This window comes from Streptomyces sp. NPDC052721 (genome assembly GCF_040678315.1).
In the GTDB taxonomy this organism is placed as follows: Bacteria; Actinomycetota; Actinomycetes; order Streptomycetales; family Streptomycetaceae; genus Streptomyces.
Genome location: NZ_JBFATL010000021.1, coordinates 64,497 through 81,038 on the forward strand (window position 1 = coordinate 64,497; position 16,542 = coordinate 81,038).

Annotated in this window: 14 protein-coding genes and 1 pseudogene; 11 read left to right on the forward strand and 4 right to left on the reverse strand. The window is 72.4% G+C overall.

The genetic code is table 11. From position 1 onward, the window contains the following. Positions 1 to 16 precede the first annotated feature (16 nt). The 3 genes from AB0L21_RS21010 (at position 17) to AB0L21_RS21020 (ending at position 3,591) form a co-directional block, all read left to right on the forward strand. Entirely contained in the window at positions 17 to 1,363 is a 1,347-nt protein-coding gene (locus AB0L21_RS21010) for a copper amine oxidase (RefSeq protein ID WP_365704157.1), read from the forward strand. A gap of 116 nt (positions 1,364 to 1,479) precedes the next feature. After that, entirely contained in the window at positions 1,480 to 2,718 is a 1,239-nt protein-coding gene (locus AB0L21_RS21015) for an SAV2148 family HEPN domain-containing protein (protein WP_365704155.1), read from the forward strand. Positions 2,719 to 2,865: 147 nt separating this feature from the next. Next, the gene (locus AB0L21_RS21020) at positions 2,866 to 3,591 is read left to right on the forward strand and encodes a 3'-5' exonuclease (protein ID WP_365704153.1); all 726 of its coding nucleotides are present in this window, start codon (positions 2,866 to 2,868) and stop codon (positions 3,589 to 3,591) included. Positions 3,592 to 3,666: 75 nt separating this feature from the next. Here AB0L21_RS21020 and AB0L21_RS21025 read toward each other — a convergent pair whose 3' ends face one another. Continuing rightward, the gene (locus AB0L21_RS21025) at positions 3,667 to 4,530 is read right to left on the reverse strand and encodes an aminoglycoside phosphotransferase family protein (RefSeq protein WP_365785593.1); all 864 of its coding nucleotides are present in this window, start codon (positions 4,528 to 4,530) and stop codon (positions 3,667 to 3,669) included. Positions 4,531 to 4,715: 185 nt separating this feature from the next. Between AB0L21_RS21025 and AB0L21_RS21030 the strand changes: the two genes are divergently transcribed. From AB0L21_RS21030 to mgt, 4 genes are all read left to right on the forward strand, one after another. Further along, positions 4,716 to 5,639 carry a sugar ABC transporter permease gene (locus AB0L21_RS21030; protein WP_365704270.1) on the forward strand — a complete coding sequence of 308 codons (924 nt, stop codon included), beginning with the start codon at positions 4,716 to 4,718 and terminating at the stop codon, positions 5,637 to 5,639. Beyond that, on the forward strand, positions 5,636 to 6,496 hold the full coding sequence (locus tag AB0L21_RS21035) for a carbohydrate ABC transporter permease (protein ID WP_365785594.1): 861 nt from the start codon (positions 5,636 to 5,638) through the stop codon (positions 6,494 to 6,496). Before AB0L21_RS21030 ends, AB0L21_RS21035 begins: the two co-directional genes overlap by 4 nt. A gap of 17 nt (positions 6,497 to 6,513) precedes the next feature. Then, complete coding sequence (locus tag AB0L21_RS21040) at positions 6,514 to 7,794, forward strand: sugar ABC transporter substrate-binding protein (RefSeq protein ID WP_365785595.1); 1,281 nt, start codon at positions 6,514 to 6,516, stop codon at positions 7,792 to 7,794. Positions 7,795 to 7,901: 107 nt separating this feature from the next. Continuing rightward, positions 7,902 to 9,107, forward strand: a complete 1,206-nt coding sequence (gene mgt / locus AB0L21_RS21045; RefSeq protein ID WP_365785597.1) for a macrolide-inactivating glycosyltransferase — start codon at positions 7,902 to 7,904, stop codon at positions 9,105 to 9,107. 7 nt (positions 9,108 to 9,114) lie between these two features. Here mgt and AB0L21_RS21050 read toward each other — a convergent pair whose 3' ends face one another. Both AB0L21_RS21050 and AB0L21_RS21055 read right to left on the reverse strand, forming a co-directional pair. Beyond that, positions 9,115 to 10,074 (reverse strand): hypothetical protein, encoded by a 960-nt coding sequence (locus tag AB0L21_RS21050; RefSeq protein WP_365785599.1) that lies wholly within the window; start codon positions 10,072 to 10,074, stop codon positions 9,115 to 9,117. 104 nt (positions 10,075 to 10,178) lie between these two features. Continuing rightward, positions 10,179 to 12,421: pseudogene (locus AB0L21_RS21055) on the reverse strand (MMPL family transporter). A 409-nt stretch (positions 12,422 to 12,830) separates the two neighbouring features. Between AB0L21_RS21055 and AB0L21_RS21060 the strand changes: the two are divergent. Next, positions 12,831 to 13,841, forward strand: coding sequence for a 2-dehydropantoate 2-reductase N-terminal domain-containing protein (locus AB0L21_RS21060; RefSeq protein ID WP_365785601.1), 1,011 nt, complete (start codon positions 12,831 to 12,833; stop codon positions 13,839 to 13,841). Between the two features lie 79 nt (positions 13,842 to 13,920). After that, a complete protein-coding gene (locus tag AB0L21_RS21065; RefSeq protein WP_365785603.1) occupies positions 13,921 to 14,571 on the forward strand; it encodes a DsbA family protein in 651 nt (216 codons plus the stop codon). Positions 14,572 to 14,844: 273 nt separating this feature from the next. On the opposite strand, the gene AB0L21_RS21070 is transcribed toward AB0L21_RS21065, so the two are convergent. Continuing rightward, the gene (locus tag AB0L21_RS21070; RefSeq protein ID WP_365785605.1) at positions 14,845 to 15,114 is read right to left on the reverse strand and encodes a hypothetical protein; all 270 of its coding nucleotides are present in this window, start codon (positions 15,112 to 15,114) and stop codon (positions 14,845 to 14,847) included. A 219-nt stretch (positions 15,115 to 15,333) separates the two neighbouring features. Between AB0L21_RS21070 and AB0L21_RS21075 the strand changes: the two genes are divergently transcribed. Beyond that, positions 15,334 to 15,867, forward strand: a complete 534-nt coding sequence (locus AB0L21_RS21075; RefSeq protein ID WP_365785607.1) for a hypothetical protein — start codon at positions 15,334 to 15,336, stop codon at positions 15,865 to 15,867. A gap of 64 nt (positions 15,868 to 15,931) precedes the next feature. After that, positions 15,932 to 16,255 (forward strand): hypothetical protein, encoded by a 324-nt coding sequence (locus tag AB0L21_RS21080; protein ID WP_365704133.1) that lies wholly within the window; start codon positions 15,932 to 15,934, stop codon positions 16,253 to 16,255. Positions 16,256 to 16,542 lie beyond the last annotated feature (287 nt).

Sequence of the window (16,542 nt, forward strand, 5' to 3'; positions counted from 1 at the left end):
AGGGAGTCACCTCTTCATGCCCGAGAAGCACCTGTCCGGCGCGGTCCGGCCGCGAGGCCTCGGCCGCGCCGCCCGCAAGACCGCGGCCGTCGGAGTGTCCCTGGCCGCGCTGGCCGCCGGCGCGACGACGCTCGCCGGCCCGGCCGCGGCCCGGCCGCAGACCGCGCCCGCCGCGGCGGCCCCCGGCTGCAGCGCCGCCTACACGATCGAACAGAAGCTGACCACCGGCACGACCTGGCGGATGTGCTGGCGCTACGACAGCAAGGCCGGCCTCGTCCTGGAGAACATCTCCTACCAGCCCAAGGGCGAGACCAAGCCGATCAAGGTCCTCAACAGCGCCAGACTCGGCCAGATCCACGTCCCGTACGACGACGGGAAGCACGAGTACTACGACCTGACGGGCCAGGACTTCGCCCAGGAGCTGATGGAGCTGTCGCCCGGCGAGTGCCCCGGCGGCACCATCAAGACCGTCAAGGTCCCGGACGGCGACCCGCGCCACCCGAACGTCAAGGGCCTGTGCACGACCACCCGTTCCCGTGGCCACGCCTACCGGATGCACGACCTCTTCCAGTCGGGCAAGACCTACCAGCAGCAGGGCAAGGACCTGCTGGTCTACACGGTCAACCAGGTCGGCTGGTACGAGTACATCACCGAGTGGCGCTTCCAGGACGACGGCACGATGACCATGAACGTCGGCGCGACCGGCAGCCTCTCCTTCGAGGACTACAACGCCCAGGACGGACGCGGCTGGCCCATCGGCAAGGGCGCCCGGGACTACGCCACCAGCCACAGCCACAACGTCTTCTGGCGGCTCGACTTCGGCCTCGACGGCTCGTCGAAGACGAAGGTCGAGCAGTACGACTCCACCGTCAGCGCCCCCGCCGGCAGGGAGGGCCCGACGGCCAAGACCACCCGCACCAAGGTCGGCAAGGAACTCGCGGGCGACTCCAAGACCTACCGCTGGTGGCGGGTGGTCAGCGCCACCGGCAAGAACAAGGACGGGCACGCCCGTTCGTACGAGCTGGTCCCCGGGCCCACCACCAAGTACCCGGGCCGCAGCTTCACCAAGCACGACATGTACGTCACCGAGTACGACAAGTGCGAGCTGTTCGCCAGCAAGAACCCGACGTGCGCGGCCGGGCACCCGAAGTCCGTCGACAAGTGGGTGGGCGGCCAGGCCCTCACGCACCCCGTGGTCTGGATGAACGTCGGTTTCCACCACATCGCCCGAGACGAGGACCAGCAGCCCATGCCCGTGCACTGGCAGGGCTTCTCCATCGCCCCGCGGGACGTCACGGCTATGAATCCGCTCACTCCGAAGGACCTGGCATGGCAGAACGGACACTGGGAACCGCGTAGTTGAGCACAGAAGCCGGGAAACCGACCTGTCCATCCGGCTGCACCGCCGACCGCTCGCGGAGTACCCTTCCTTGATCGTTGAGACGGGAAAGGCCCGGGGGAGCGGAAGGCGGTGCACGGGTGGGCTCGGGAGGGCTGGAGCTGCCTCCTGGTGACGAGGGTCACGAGGGGAACTCCACAGACGTCCCGCCCGGCGCGGTGTCCCTGGCCCGGCCGATGGACGCGGGTTCCATCGGTCCGGAGCTGGACTGGGACGCCGACGCCTGGCGCGAGGTGCGCACCCGCGCCCAGCGGGCCGGCCGGGCCTACATCTGGCTGAACCTCGTCGAACAGCGGCTGCGCGCGGTCGTGGCGGCCGTGCTGCGGCCCATCTACGAACCCGTCCACGGCGACGAGTGGGTGGTGGCCGCGGCCGGCCCGGCCGGGCAGGAGTGGGTGCAGCGCGCGGTCGCCGTCCGCGAAGTCAGCCGCCGCAAGGGCTACTTGCTCGACCCGGCGGACGACAACGTGCTCAGCTTCCTCACGCTGCCCCAGCTGCGCGAGCTGGTGGTCCAGCACTGGCCGTGCTTCGAGCCGTACTTCGACGAGCGCCGGGACCTCGAACTCGCCCTGGACGAGCTGGAGGTCACCCGCAACGTCGTCTCCCGCAACCGGGCCCTGTCCGAGGCGGTCCTCAGCCAGGCCGAGCGGGCCTCCGCCCGGCTGCTGGAGATGCTCGGCGCGGGCGGTGACATCCCCTCGGCGCGCCGGCTCCCCGTCGACGCGGTCGAGGACCTGGTCGGCGACCGGTACGCCGACGTCGTCGCCGTCCACGCCGACCGGGTACGGCTGCTGCGCCAGTTCCCGGCCGAGGACATCTTCGGCGGCGCCCGCCGGCTCGACGCCATCGGCATCGGCCTCAACCTGCTGGTGCAGAACTTCTCCGGGCGGCGCCTGGTCCGGCTCGCCGAGAGCGGCTGCCGGGTACGGCTGCTGTTCCTCAACCCGGCCTCCAGCTCGGTCAAGCGCCGCGAACGCGAACTCGGGATGAAGCGGGGCGAACTGAGCCGCTCGGTGGAGATGAACATCCTGCACATGCGCCGGGTGCGGTCCCGGTTGCGCGACCCGGGCGCGTTCGAGATCCAGGTGTACGACGAGACGCCCCGCTTCACCGCCTACCTGGTGGACGGCGACGGCGCCGACGGCATCGCCGTGGTGCAGTCCTATCTGCGCGGGGCGCGGGGGATGGAGTCGCCGGTGCTGGTGCTGCGCAACGGCAGTCGGCTGGTCAAGTCGGACGATGTCGGTGAAGCCGGACTCTTCCCGACATATCGCGAGGAATTCGAGCTGGCTTGGGCGGATTCGCGCCCGGTGTCCTGAATGGTCGGGGCCGGGTGCGGGGTCGGGTGCGGGGTCGGGTGGGGGCCGGTTCGGGGCCGGTAAGCGGAACGCCGGCGTCTGATTGTCAGTGCCGCGTGCGAGGGTGGAGGCCACTGGGGGAAAGCACCACCAAGAAGGGGGGCCGCCATGGGGTGGCACCGGGAGCTGCTGATCGGCTTCGACCTGGAGACGACCGGGACCGATCCGCGCGAGGCGCGCATCGTCACGGGCTCCGTGATCGAGGTCAAGGCCGGTGAGCCCATGGGGCGCCGGGAATGGCTGGCCGATCCGGGCGTGGAGATCCCGGCCGACGCGGTCGCCGTGCACGGCATCAGCAACGAACGCGCGACGGCCGAGGGCCGTCCGGCCGACCAGGTGGCCGACGCCATCGCCGAGGTCCTGGTGTCGTACTGGAAGACGGGCGTCCCGGTCGTCGCCTACAACGCGGCGTTCGACCTCACGCTGCTCTCGGCGGAACTGCGGCGGTACGATCTGCCGTCCCTGACCGACCGGCTGGGCGGCACCCGCCCCGCCCCGGTCATCGACCCGTACACCATCGACCGCTGGGTCGACCGCTACCGCCGCGGCAAACGGAACCTGGAGGCGGTCTGCTCCGAGTACGGCATCGTCCTCGACGCGGCCCACAACGCCACCGCCGACGCCCTCGCCGCGGCACGGCTCGCGTCCGCGATAGCCGACCGCCACCCGAAGATAGCGTCCCTGCGGCCGGCGGAACTGCACCGCCGCCAGATCGAGTGGTATGCGGAGTGGGCGGCGGACTTCCAGGCGTTCCTGCGGCGCAAGGGGGAGGCGGACGCGCTGATCGACGGTACGTGGCCCCTTCGGGAGCTGACCGAGGGCCAGCCGGCATAGCCGTTTTCGTCGGCGGACGCGTCGTGCCGGGCAGCGCGGTCGGCCGGCTCGCCCGGCCGCGCTCGACGGGCACCCTCAGAAGGGATACCACCGCACCGTCGCGTCCCCGTCCCGCAGCGACGCCACCCTGCGCCGGAACTCGGCCAGCGCCTTCGGGCTGGACGGCGCGTGCTGGGCCACCCACGCGCAGCTCGCCGTCTCCCGGGCGCCCCGCAGGACCGCGCAGCCCTCCCACTCGCGCACATCCCACCCGTACGCCTCGGTGAAGGCGTCGTACGCCTCGGCGGGCAGCCCGTAGCGGTCCCGGGAGAGAGCCATGACGACCAGGTCGTGCTCGCGCAGATCGGCGGAGAAGGTCTCCAGGTCGACCAGGACCGGCCCGTCCGGCCCGACGTGCACATTGCGGGGCAGCGCGTCCCCGTGGATCGGCCCCGGCGTCAGACGCGGCGTCAGCGCCGCCGCCTGCGCGGCGAAGCCGTCGCGGCGCGCACGGAGAAAGGCCGCGTCCTCGGGGTCGATCGCGTCGCCCGCGAGCCGCAGCCAGCGTTCCACACCGCCCAGCAGATCGCGGGACGGCAACCCGAAGGGAGGAGAGGGCAGTGCGTGCACCCTGCGCAGCAGGACCGCCAGATCCCGTGGCTCGGCTGGCCGTACCGGATCCGGCAGCCGGTGCCACACGGTCACCGGGTGGCCGTCCACCAGCAGCGGCTTCGGCTCGGCCGGCCGGACCGCCGGTACGTCCGCCTCGGCCAGCCAGCCGGCGATGGCCAGCTCGCGCTCGGCCCGCGCCAGCAGCTCCGCGTCCCGGCCCACCTTCACCACCAGGTCGCCGGCCGCGAACACCGCGTTCTCGCCGAGGGCGAGGAGCCGTGCGTCCCGGGCCGGGTCCGGCAGCACTCCCGCCGCGGCCAGTACGTCCCGCGCGCGTGCCTCGTCCATCGTCCAGCCTCCGTGCCGTCTTCCCGTGCCGTGTGTGTCCGGTCCTCGGCCAGTCTCGCATTCGCCCAGGCCGGCCACCGGGCACGGGCCCGGCCGTCGTGCGCGGTCCCTTGACGGGGTACCGGGCCTTCACGACCATGAACACGCCAACCGGAGCAGGCAAAGGGGCTGATTCCGTGACATCAGTGGCCGAAGCGCGGACACCACCGGCCGAAGCGCGGCGGCCGGCCGGCCGCCGCGTCGCCGATCACGGCGCCTGGTTCCTGGTCCTGCCCGCGCTCATCCCGATCCTCCTGCTCAGTGTCGGCCCGCTGCTCTACGGCATCCTGCTGGCCTTCACCGACGCCCAGTCCGGCCGGACGGCCGCCACCCGGTGGATCGGCGCCCTCAACTTCCGCGACCTGCTGCACGACACCCTGTTCTGGGAGTCGTTCCGGATCGGACTGGTCTGGGCGGTCGGCGTCACCGTGCCCCAGTTCCTGCTGGCGCTCGGCCTGGCCCTGCTCCTGAACCAGGACTTACGCCTGCGCGGCCTGGCCCGCGCCCTCTCGATCGTGCCCTGGGCGATGCCCGAGGTCGTCGTCGGCATCATGTGGCGGCTCGTCTACAACCCGGACGCCGGCGTCCTCAACGAAACCCTGCGCGACCTCGGCCTCGGCACCGGCAGGGACTGGCTGAGCGGCCTGGCCACCGCGCTGCCCGCCGTGATCGTCGTCGGCGTCTGGGCGGGCCTGCCGCAGACCACGGTCGCCCTGCTCGCCGGACTGCAGAACGTCCCGCGTGAACTCCACGAGGCCGCGGCGGTCGACGGCGCGGGCGCCTGGCGCCGCTTCCGCACCGTCACCTGGCCCGCGCTCAGACCGGTGGCCCTCGCCATCACCGCGCTCAACCTGATCTGGAACCTCAACTCCTTCGCCCTGGTCTACGTGCTCACGAACGGCGGACCCGGCGGAAAGACCCGGCTGCCGATGCTCTTCGCCTACGAAGAGGCCTTCCGCTACGGCCAGTTCGGCTACGCGGCGGCGATGGGCTGCGTGCTCGTCGCGGTGGTCTCGGTGCTGCTCGCGGTGTTCCTGGCCGGCCGGCTGCGGGGCGGTGACGACCGATGAAGACCTCGCGCACCCCGCGGACCCGCCGCGCCGTCCGTGCGGGCCGCGCCGGACAGTACGCCGCCCTCATCGGCTACCTCCTCTTCCTGGCCTTCCCCCTGCTGTGGCTGCTGTCCACCGCGCTGAAGTCCCCGCGCGAACTGGGCAGCCCGCATCCCACCTGGATCCCGCGCCACCCCACCCTGGCCAACGTCCGGCAGGCGTTCGCGGAGCAGCCGCTGGCGCACGCCGCCCTGAACTCCCTGCTGGTGGCGCTCTGCACGGCCGTCGTCGCGGTACTGATCGCGACCCCGATGGCCTACGTCATGGCCCGGCACCGCACCCTGCCGGCCCGGGCCGCCACGGGGTGGGTGGTGGTCAGCCAGGCGTTCCCCTTCGTGCTGGTGATCATCCCGCTGTTCCTGGTGCTGAAGAACCTCCGCCTGATCGATTCCCTGACCGGACTGGTGCTGGTGTACGTGGTGTGGGCGCTGCCGTTCGCGCTGTGGATGCTCACCGGGCACGTCCGGGCGGTGCCCGCCGAACTGGAGGAGGCGGCGGCCGTGGACGGCGCCGGGCGTCTGAGAACGCTCGTGTCGGTGACGGCGCCGCTGCTCGCACCCGGCATCGCGGCGACGGCCCTGTTCGCGTTCGTCACCGCGTGGAACGAGTTCTTCTTCGCGCTGGTGCTGCTCAAGAGCCCGCAGAGACAGACCCTCCCGGTGATCCTCACCCACTTCATCGGTGCGGAGGGCGTGGCCGACCTCGGCCCGCTGGCCGCCGCCGCGTTCCTCGCCACCCTTCCCTCCGTGGCCGTCTTCGCGCTCGTCCAGCGGCGGATCACGGGCGGCCTGCTCGCCGGGGCGGTGAAGAGCTGATGGGCGGTGAAGAGCTGATGCGGACCAGAGGCGCCACGGCGCTCGTCGTGCTCCTGCTGCTCCTCGCGGGCTGCTCCTCGGGCGGTCGCACGGACGGCGGCCCGATCACCCTGCGTTTTCAGTCCCTGGCCTGGCAGCAGGAGTCCGTCACCGTCAACAAGGAGCTGGTGAAGGAGTGGAACGCGTCCCACCCGGACGTCAAGGTCGAGTACGTTCAGGGCAGTTGGGACAGCGTGCACGACCAGCTGCTCACCTCCTTCGAGGGCGGTGAGGCCCCCGACGTCATCCACGACGCCTCCGACGACCTCGCCGACTTCGCCTACGGCGGCTACCTCGCCGACCTGACCGGCCTGCTGCCCGCCCGGCTCAGGTCCGGCATCCCGGAGAGCAGCTGGGAGACGGCCACCTTCGGGCACGGCGTGTACGGCGTGCCGTTCCTCCAGGAACCCCGTGTGCTGATCGCGAACGCGGACCGGCTGCGCGCGGCGAAGGTCCGCATACCGACACCGGAACACCCGTGGAGCTGGGCGGAGTTCCGGCAGGTGACCAAGCGGCTCAGCGGACCCGGGCGGTACGGCGTGGCCTGGCCGCTGAAGGAGCCCGTCTCCGCCACGCTCAACCTGTCCCTGTCGGCGGGCGGGCGGCTGTTCCACCGGGGCGCCGACGGGAAGGTCACCGTACGGTTCACGGCCGGGGACGCGGTCGTACCGCGCACCGTGCACGACCAGGTCGCGGTCGACCACAGCGCGCCCGCCTCCACGCTGGGCAGCGGCGGCTCGGACACCCTGCCGGGCTTCTTCGGCGGCCGGTACGCGATGGTCCCGCTGGGCTTCTCCTACCGCCAGCAGATCGCGCAGCAGGCGCCCGAGGGCTTCCACTGGCAGGTGCTGCCCGCACCGGCGGGCGCCGACGGGCTCACCCAGGGCGTCAGCCCCCAGACGCTGTCCGTCTCCGCCGACTGCCCGCACAAGAAGGAGGCGGTCGCGTTCATCGACTTCCTGCTGCGGCCGAGGAACATGGTCCGCCTCGCCCTCGGCGACTGGATGCTGCCCACCGGCACGCAGGCCCTGAAGGACCCGGCCCTGCACACCACGGAGAACGGCTGGGCCACCGGTACCGCCCTCGCGGCCCGGCTGCGCCCGGCGCCCGCCCAGTCCGTGCGCGGCTACCCGGAGTGGAAGGACAAGGTGGCCACCCCGGCCTACCAGGAGTACTACAGCGGCGCCATCGGCCTCGCCGAGCTGCGCCGCCGTCTGGAGAAGGACGGCGATCTGGTGCTGGCCCGCTACCAGCGCTGAGCGCGGCTGCCGGACCGATCGAAGCTCGGTCGGGCCCCGAACGCGCCGTCGTGCCGGACAAGGAAATCGATTGAACGAGACGTCTCGTCTCGCCTAGCCTTCCGCACATGACCGCACCCGCCCACATCGCCATGTTCTCCATCGCCGCCCATGGCCATGTGAACCCCAGCCTGGAGGTGATCCGTGAACTCGTCGCGCGGGGGCACCGGGTCACCTACGCCATCCCGCCGGCCTTCGCCGACAAGGTGGCCGCCACCGGGGCGCGGCCCGTGCTCTACACCTCCACCCTGCCGGGCCCGGACGCCGACCCCGAAGCCTGGGGGACCACCCTGCTGGACAACGTGGAGCCGTTCCTCAACGACGCGATCCAGGCGCTTCCGCAGCTCATCGAGGCCTATGCCGACGACACCCCCGACCTCGTCCTGTACGACATCACCTCCTACCCGGCCCGTGTGCTCGCCCACCGCTGGGGCGTCCCGGCGATCTCGCTCTCGCCGAACCTCGTCGCCTGGGAGGGTTACGAGGAGGAGGTCGCCGAGCCGATGTGGGCCGAGCCGAGGAAGACCGAGCGCGGGCGGGCGTACTACGCCCGGTTCGCGGCGTGGCTGGCCCAGAACGGGATCAGCCAGGACCCGGACTCCTTCGCCGGCCGCCCCGCGCGCTCCCTCGTGCTCATCCCCAAGGTGCTCCAGCCGCACGCCGACCGGGTGGACGGGCGTGTCCACACCTTCGTCGGCGCCTGTCAGGGCGACCGCGCCGACCAGGGCGACTGGAAGCGGCCCGCCGACGCGGAGAAGGTCGTCCTCGTCTCGCTCGGCTCGGCCTTCACCAAGCAGCCCGCCTTCTACCGGGAGTGCGTGCGTGCCTTCGGCGACCTGCCCGGCTGGCATGTCGTCCTGCAGGTCGGCCGGCATGTGACCCGCGCCGAGCTGGGCGACGTACCGGCCCAGGTCGACGTGCGCGGCTGGGTGCCGCAGCTGGCGATCCTGCGGCAGGCCGACCTGTTCGTCACGCACGCGGGCGCCGGCGGCAGCCAGGAGGGGCTGGCCACCGGGACGCCGATGATCGCCGTACCGCAGGCCGTCGACCAGTTCGGCAACGCCGACATGCTCCAAGGGCTGGGGGTCGCCCGGCATCTGCCCGCCGAGGAGGCCACCGCCGACCGCCTCCGCGAGGCCGCCCTCGCCCTGGTGGACGACCCGGAGGTCGCGCGCCGGCTCAAGGAGGTGCAGGAGGAGATGGCCCAGGAGGGCGGCACCCGGCAGGCGGCCGACCTCATCGAGGCGGAACTGCCGGGCCGCCGCCCGAAGTAGGCGGCCGTCAGAGGTACGCCGTGGTGTCGAGCCGGGCCTTGTAGATGATGGCTCCCGGCCGGGCCCGGTCGACCCCGCTCACGTTGAAGTGGACGTACTTCGTCCCGAAGGCGTTGCCGGCCGCCACCGCGCCCGTCCACATCTGCTCGCCGGAGGAGTGCCGGACATAGGACTTCACCAGCTTGCGTGTGTGCAGGGTCGTCCGCCGCATCGTCGATGTGTCGACCGCGTAGACGCCATTGGTGTCGGTGACCAGGAGCCGGCCGGGGTGCTGGTGATCCGGCTGGAGGTCGTGCGGGTGGTGGAAGCCGGTGAGCCGGCGGGCGGTGTCCTCCACCAGTCGCGCCGAACTCGCCGTCGTCACGATCCGGTACGCCGTGAGCACGGAGCCGCCCGCCGCCCACATCCGCTCCAGCCGCGGATCCCACAGCAGGCCGTGCGCCTGGTGGAAGGGGATCGGCGCACCCGCGCGGACCAGCGAGCCGCTGTGGCTGCCGGTGGGCCGGAAGACGTGCAGGCTGCCGCCCTTGGCGTTGCCGCCGCCCGGCCCCTTGCTGCGGCCGGCGACCACGACGACGCCGGTGCCGGGAGCCCGCTCGATGGCGTGGGGGTAGTCGGGGACGTTCGCGGACCACAGCAGCTTCTTGTCCCGGCGCCGGTAGATGCTCGCCGTTCCGCTGTCCGGGGTGCCGGTCACGGCGAGCAGGACCTCGCCGTCGCCCCTCGTGTCACGGAAGCGATGCTCCATCGGATGGCCCGGACCGGCCGGGTTCAGCTGCCACTTGACGTGCGCGTCGGTGAACGGCTTGTTGCGGTCGAAGAGAAGGATCCTCCCGGAGTTCACGTCCCCGATGAGCACGTCGAACGCCGGGGGTGCCGCCGCGCCCGCCGCGTGGGCCCGTGCCGCGGTCAGCAGCCCGGCCGCGGGCACGGTCAGCGCGCTCTTGAGCAGACTCCGCCTGTCCATGTGGTTCCTCCCCGTGATCGGCGTACCCGTACGGACAACGAGAGCACGGACAGGGCCCGCCGGTTCCCAGCGGGAACCGGCGGGCCCTGCGTCAACGGGCGGAATCAGACAGTCAGTCGCTCACCCCGGTCGGGCACCGGCGTCGCCACCGGCTCCGGGGCCTCGTCGTGGGTGAGGTCCGGCAGGCGGTGCAGCCACTTCGGCAGGTACCAGTTGCGCTCGCCGAGCAGCGCCATCACCGCCGGCAGCAGCACCCGCGGATGACCGTCGCGTCGATCAGGACCGCCGCGGCCAGGCCCACGCCCATCTGCTTCATGGACTGCATGGAGAGCGTGCCGAAGATCGCGAACACGGCGACCATGATGACCGCGGCGCTGGTGACGACCCCGGCCGTGGTGACCACACCGTGCCGGATCGCGTCCTTCGTCGTACGGCCGCGCATCCGGGCCTCGCGGATCCGGGAGACCACGAACACGTGGTAGTCCATCGACAGTCCGAACAGGATCACGAAGAGGAACAGCGGCAGCCAGGTGACGATCGCGCCGACGCCCTCCGCGCCCACCAGCGAGGCACCCCAGCCGTGCTGGAAGACGGCGACGAGGATGCCGTAGGCGGCGGCCACCGACAGCAGGTTGAGCACGATCGACGTGACCGCGACCGTCAGCGAGCGGAACGACAGCAGCATCAGCAGGAAGGCGAAGACGACCACGAACACGAAGACCGGGACGACGGAGCCCATCAGCTGGTCGTTGAAGTCGTCGTTGCCCGCGACCTGCCCGGTCACCGGTGCCTGCACGCCGTCCACCCTGCCGAGCGTGGCGGGCCGCACCTCGTCGCGCAGCGTCTCCAGGCTCCGTGTCGCCCGGTCCATGTCGGAACCGCCGACCAGCGGCACGGACACCAGGGCCACGTTCCGGGCGTCGTACAGCTTGACGTCGACCGGGCCGCGCGAGGCGCCCGAGGCGACCGCCTGCTTCCTGAAGTCGGCCAGCGCCTGCCGGACTTCGGGCGCGTTGATGTCCTTGGCCTTGACGACGACCTCAGCCGGTTCGCTGCCGCCCGGGAAGGCGTCGTTGACGCGGTTGTACGTCTGCACGATCGGCAGCGAGTCGCCGAACTCCTGGTCCAGGGTGAGCTGCTGGGTCTTCATGCCGAGCGCGGGCGCGGCGACCGCCAGCAGCGCGCCGGCCGCGACGACGACCGAGACCAGCGGCTTGGCCAGCACGCCCCGCAGCACGGCCGTCCAGAACCGGCTGTCCCCGTTCCCCCTGCGCTTGCGGCGGCCCAGGAACGGCAGCCGCCCCTTCTCGACCCGCTCGCCGAGCAGCGACAGCAGCGCGGGCAGCACGGTCACCGAGCCGACCATGGCGACCGCCACCACCATCAGCGAGGCCAGGCCCATCGCCTCGAACTCGGCGAGCCCGGTGAACAGCATGCCCGCCATCGCGACGCACACCGTGACACCGGAGACGATGATCGCCCGGCCGCTGGTCGCGGCGGCGATCCGGAGGGCGGTGCCCGCGTCCCGGCCGGCCTCCCGCTCCTCGCGCTCCCGGCGCAGGTAGAACAGGCAGTAGTCGACGCCGACGGCCATACCGACCAGCAGCATCACGGAGCTGGCGGTGTCGCTCATCGGCTGGAGATGGCTGACCAGCCCCATCAGGCCCATCGTCGCCATGATCGCGGTGATCGCGAGGGCCACCGGCAGCAGCGCGGCCACCAGCGCGCCGAACGCGATCAGCAGGATGCCGAGGGCCACCGGCACCGCCGAGTACTCGGCCTGCTGGAAGTCGTCCCCGAAGGCGTCCTTGTACTGCTTCTGCATGCTGGCGCCGCCGATCTCCTCGATCCGCAGCGCGTCGTGGTCCTTCTGCACCCCGGCGACGGCCTTGAGCACCGGCTCGATCCGGTCGGCGGCCGTCTGCGCGTCACCGCGCAGGTCGAACTGGACCAGCGCGCTGCGGCCGTCCCGGGAGACGGTGTGCGTGTCGTACGGCGAGGTCACGCCCGTCACCTTGCCGGTGCGCTCGACGGCCTCGACCACGTCCGCGACGGCCGCGCGGAACTGCGGGCCGGTGGCCTTGACGGCGCCGTCCTTCGACTGGATCAGGACGGTCTCCCCGGCCGGCTCCTTGATCCCGGCGTCCTCGATGATCTTCGCGGCGGTGTGCGTCTCGCCCTTGAGCTGATCGCTCTCGTTCACGTCGACCCGGCCCGCCGCCGAGCCGAGCCCCATCGCCAGGACGACGAACAGCACCCATATGCCGACGGCCGCCCAGCGGTGCCGGGCGCTCCAGCCGCCGGCGCGGGCGGCCAGCCCCCGCACCCGTACCTCTGTGTCCCCCATGACGGGTCTGCCCCCTCGTGTGCGGTGACGGCCCCCTGCCGCCACGTCTGCGCCTGCTCCTGTTCGACGCTAGGGGCGGGACAGAGCCATCTCGTCGTACTGCCCGGTGAACCGCGCGGGACCCGGATCACCGCTGGGGAGGACGGCGGCCCCTTACATCTATCGCCGGTTCTCGGGGGCGACTGTCAGGGGTGCGGTGTCCGATCCGCCGCCAGGGGCCCCCTTTGTGATGACGAAAGCTTGTTGAACAAGTCACAGCTGTGTGGAGGAGTTGAACCCGGCCCCGCCGATCAGCCAGAGTTTCGGGCAACCTGCAGGCACCGAGCGCGGCCGTCGTGCCCGCCCCCACGGGGCACGACGGCCGCACCACAGCAGCGCCGCGGCCGGACGCGTGTGCGAGGCTCTGCCCATGCGCTACATCATCATCGGGTCCGGCGCGGTCGGCGGTACCGTCGGCGGGCGGCTGGCCCAGGCCGGGCGGGAGGTCGTCCTCGTCGCCCGTGGCCCGCACCTGGCCGCCCTCCGCGAGCACGGACTGCGACTACGGGTTCCCCAGGGCGAGTTGACGTACCGGCTGCCCGCCGTCGACGGGCCGGGACCGCTCGGCGAGCTGCGCGCCGACGACGTCCTCGTCCTCGCCGTGAAGACCCAGGACACCGTGGCCGCCCTGGACACCTGGGCCGACGTGCCCGTCGCCGGCGGCGGCACGGCGGCCGAACTGCTGCCGCTGGTCTGCCTGCAGAACGGCGTCGAGAGCGGCCGGCTGGCGCTGCGCCGCTTCCGGCACGTGTACGGCGTCTGCGTCTGGCTGCCGTCGACCTTCGTCGAACCCGGTGTCGTCTCCGCCGCCGGCACGCCGCTCACCGGCGTCCTGCACCTCGGCCGCCTCCCGCACGGCACCGACGACACCGCCCGCCGGATCGCCGCCGACCTCACGGACGCGCACTTCGAGGCGCCGGTGGTGCCCGACGTGGCACGCTGGCAGTACGCCAAGCTGCTCGGAAACCTCGGCAACGCCCTCGAAGCGGTCAGCGGGTCGGTGGCGAGCGAGGAGGCGCAGGCCCTGTTCGCGCGCGTCCGGGCCGAGGGAGAGACCGTGCTGGACGCCGCCGGCATCGCGTACGCCGGCGCGGAGGAGCAGCGCGCGGCCCGCGGCGACAAGGTCACCCTGGTCCCGCTGGACGGGGCTCCGCGCGGCGGCGGCTCCTCCTGGCAGTCCCTCGTCCGGGGCACCGGCACCATCGAGGCGGACTACCTCAACGGCGAGATCGTCCTGCTCGGCCGGCTCCACGGCGTCCCCACCCCGCTGAACGCACTGCTGCAAGGCCTCGCCAACCGGTTCGCCCGGGAGCACCGGGCGGCGGGCTCGCTGCCCGTCGCCGACCTGGTCCGACTGGCCGACGAGGCGGTGCGCGCGTGACCGCGGCCTGAAATGGGCCGAAGAAAGGGAGGGATATTGGGTCGGGATTCTGGGCCACCGGCGCACTAGCGTCGGTGCCATGACGCACAGCCGCACCGACACGGACACGGCCACCGCCACCACCACCCCGACCCGGGTCGACTTCTTCTTCGACCCCGCCTGCCCCTTCGCCTGGATCACCTCCCGCTGGCTGCTGGAGGTGGAGCGGCTGCGCCCGCTCGACCTACGGTTCCGGGCGATGAGCCTGTACCTGCACAACACCGGCAACGGACTGCCCGACTGGTACCGCGACCTGGTGGACCGCTCGATCGGGCCGGTGCGGGTCGCCGTGGCCGCCGCCGAACGGTACGGCGAGAAGGTGCTGCGCGACCTGTACACCGCGTTCGGCACCCGCATCCACGAACAGGGCGTCGACGACTTCGACACGGTGGTCACCGAGTCGCTGGCCGGACTCGGGCTCCCCGCCGGCCTGTCGGCCGCCGCTCACGACCCGTCGTACGACGAGGCGGTCCGCCGCAGCCACACGGCCGGCGCCGAGCCGGAGACCGGCGGCTACGTCGGCACGCCCACCCTCCACATCGACGGCACCGTGTGGTTCGGACCCTTGCTGCGCGCCGTCCCGCGCGGTGCCGAGGCGGCCGAACTCTTCGACAGCTTCCGCGTGCTGGCCCGGCACCCCGACTTCTTCGAACTGAAGCGCACCCGCACCGGTGCGCTCCGGTTCGACTGACCCGGAGCGGGTTGGCCGATAAACGCCCCTGCGGCGGGCCGGCCGCTCCGGACGTGTGACACGGCGGCGCCGCCCGGCGCAGAACCATGAGCCACCGCGGTCCGACGTCACAGGGGAGCGCCGGACCGCGGCGGCCGATACCACACGACCGTCCCCCGGCGCCACGCCTCACCGAACCAGGCGACAAACCCGCGGGGTTGTCCCTAGGGTGAACCGCGCGGAAGGCCTGAGGGGGACGGACGGATGAGTGTGACGGGCAGACCCCTGCCGTCGTTACCGCAGTACCGCAAGGACGGGCTGACCCGGCGCCTGAGCGCCTCGGCCCACCTCGACGACGACTTCGCCCCGTACGCCGACCGGATGCTCACCGGAGACCGGCTCAACGCGATCGGGCTCAGCCTCGGCATCAACGTCGTCGCCGGCGCCCGGCACGCGCGCGTGGCCACCCGCCGCCGCGCCGCCCTCGACCGCCGGCTCGCCCGCCTCCGGGCGGCCGTACCCCTCGCGCTCCTCGCCGGGCTCCGGGGACTGGTCAACGGACAACGGTCACTCGGATGGGTGGCGATTTTCGGCCCTTTCGGCGCCTACCCGATGCATCATCGACCTCCACACCTACGGGGCACGCCACATGGAGAACGTCTCCGGGCTCCGGGGGCTGCGGGCCCGCAACCGGCTCTACGCCCTCGGCAGCTACGCCCACCTCGTACCCGAGCCGGTGCCCGGCCCACCCGGCTGCCCCGCGCCCAGATCCCCGAGCACCTCGTGGACCGGCTCCCGGTCGCCGCCTGGGAAAGCTGGTGGGACCTGTTCCGGGACACCACCCGCCGCACCGGCCCCGAACCGCGCGGCGCCCTCGGCCGCATCCCGCGGCGCCACCGTCGGCAGAGCGACCACGACCGGGCGCCGGCCGGGACCCGCCGCGCCCTCACCCAGCAGCACCTCCGACACGACCACGGCGCCACGGGCAGCCTGCGCGAGGACCTCGGCGCCTGGGACGAGGCCGGTCACATCGAACGCACCGACGCGCAGGACTTCCTGTTCCGGCTCCGGCAGGGCGTGCTGACCGCCACGGAACGGTTCCCGCGGGACCACGACATCGACACCAGTTCCTTCGACAAGGCCGTACAGGTCATCGACACGCAGACCCACGACATCGGTAACGTCAGCGGTCCCGGCACCTTCGGCGCCCACGGGACGATCCTCCTGGGCGGGCAGCAGGGCCCGGACCCCAGGGCGGCCCGGGAGCCCGGGGCGGCCCCGGTCCCGCGGGATCCGGCCGGCGCGCCGAAGCCGTAACCCCACCCACCCGACGGCTCCTCCGGTCCGGGGCGAGCCGCCGGACCGGAAGCGAGGACAGGACATGAGCACCTACAACTTCGGCAACGACAACGGCCCCGCCCACTTCGGCGACCACCGCCAGACCCAGATCAACCACGCCCACCCCGACCTGCCCACCATGATGGACCTCGCCCAGCGGCTCACCGACACGCTGCGCGCCGAGTACCCGGAACTGGTGCCCCAGGGCGAGATCATCCAGGCCCAGTTCCAGGAGTCCGCCGACGACGGCCTGCCGCCGAACCGCGGCCGGATCCGCTCCGCGCTGGACACGATCGCCATCGGGGCCTCGGCCGGCACCGGCAGCCTCGCCTTCACCCAGCAGCTCATCAACGCCCTCGGGCTGTGACCGGCCGAAGCCCCGCCGCCACGGGGCTTCGGCCACGGCACGTCACCGGGCCCGCAGCACCGCCCGGAACCGCCGCCGAGGTCCAGGTCGAGCGCCGACCGCAGCGGCACCGTCCGACCGGGCTCGATCTTCTGCACGGTGCCGTCCGAGCGGGTACCCGTCCAGGTCTCCCGCGAGCGGTTGGCGAGCCTGAACCGCCCCGGCTTCTTGGGGTGTTCGCCGGCCCCGCGACGAGCGCCGGGCCGGAACAGTCGTGCCGCGCAGGCTCCGGCAGCAGACGGTGGGCC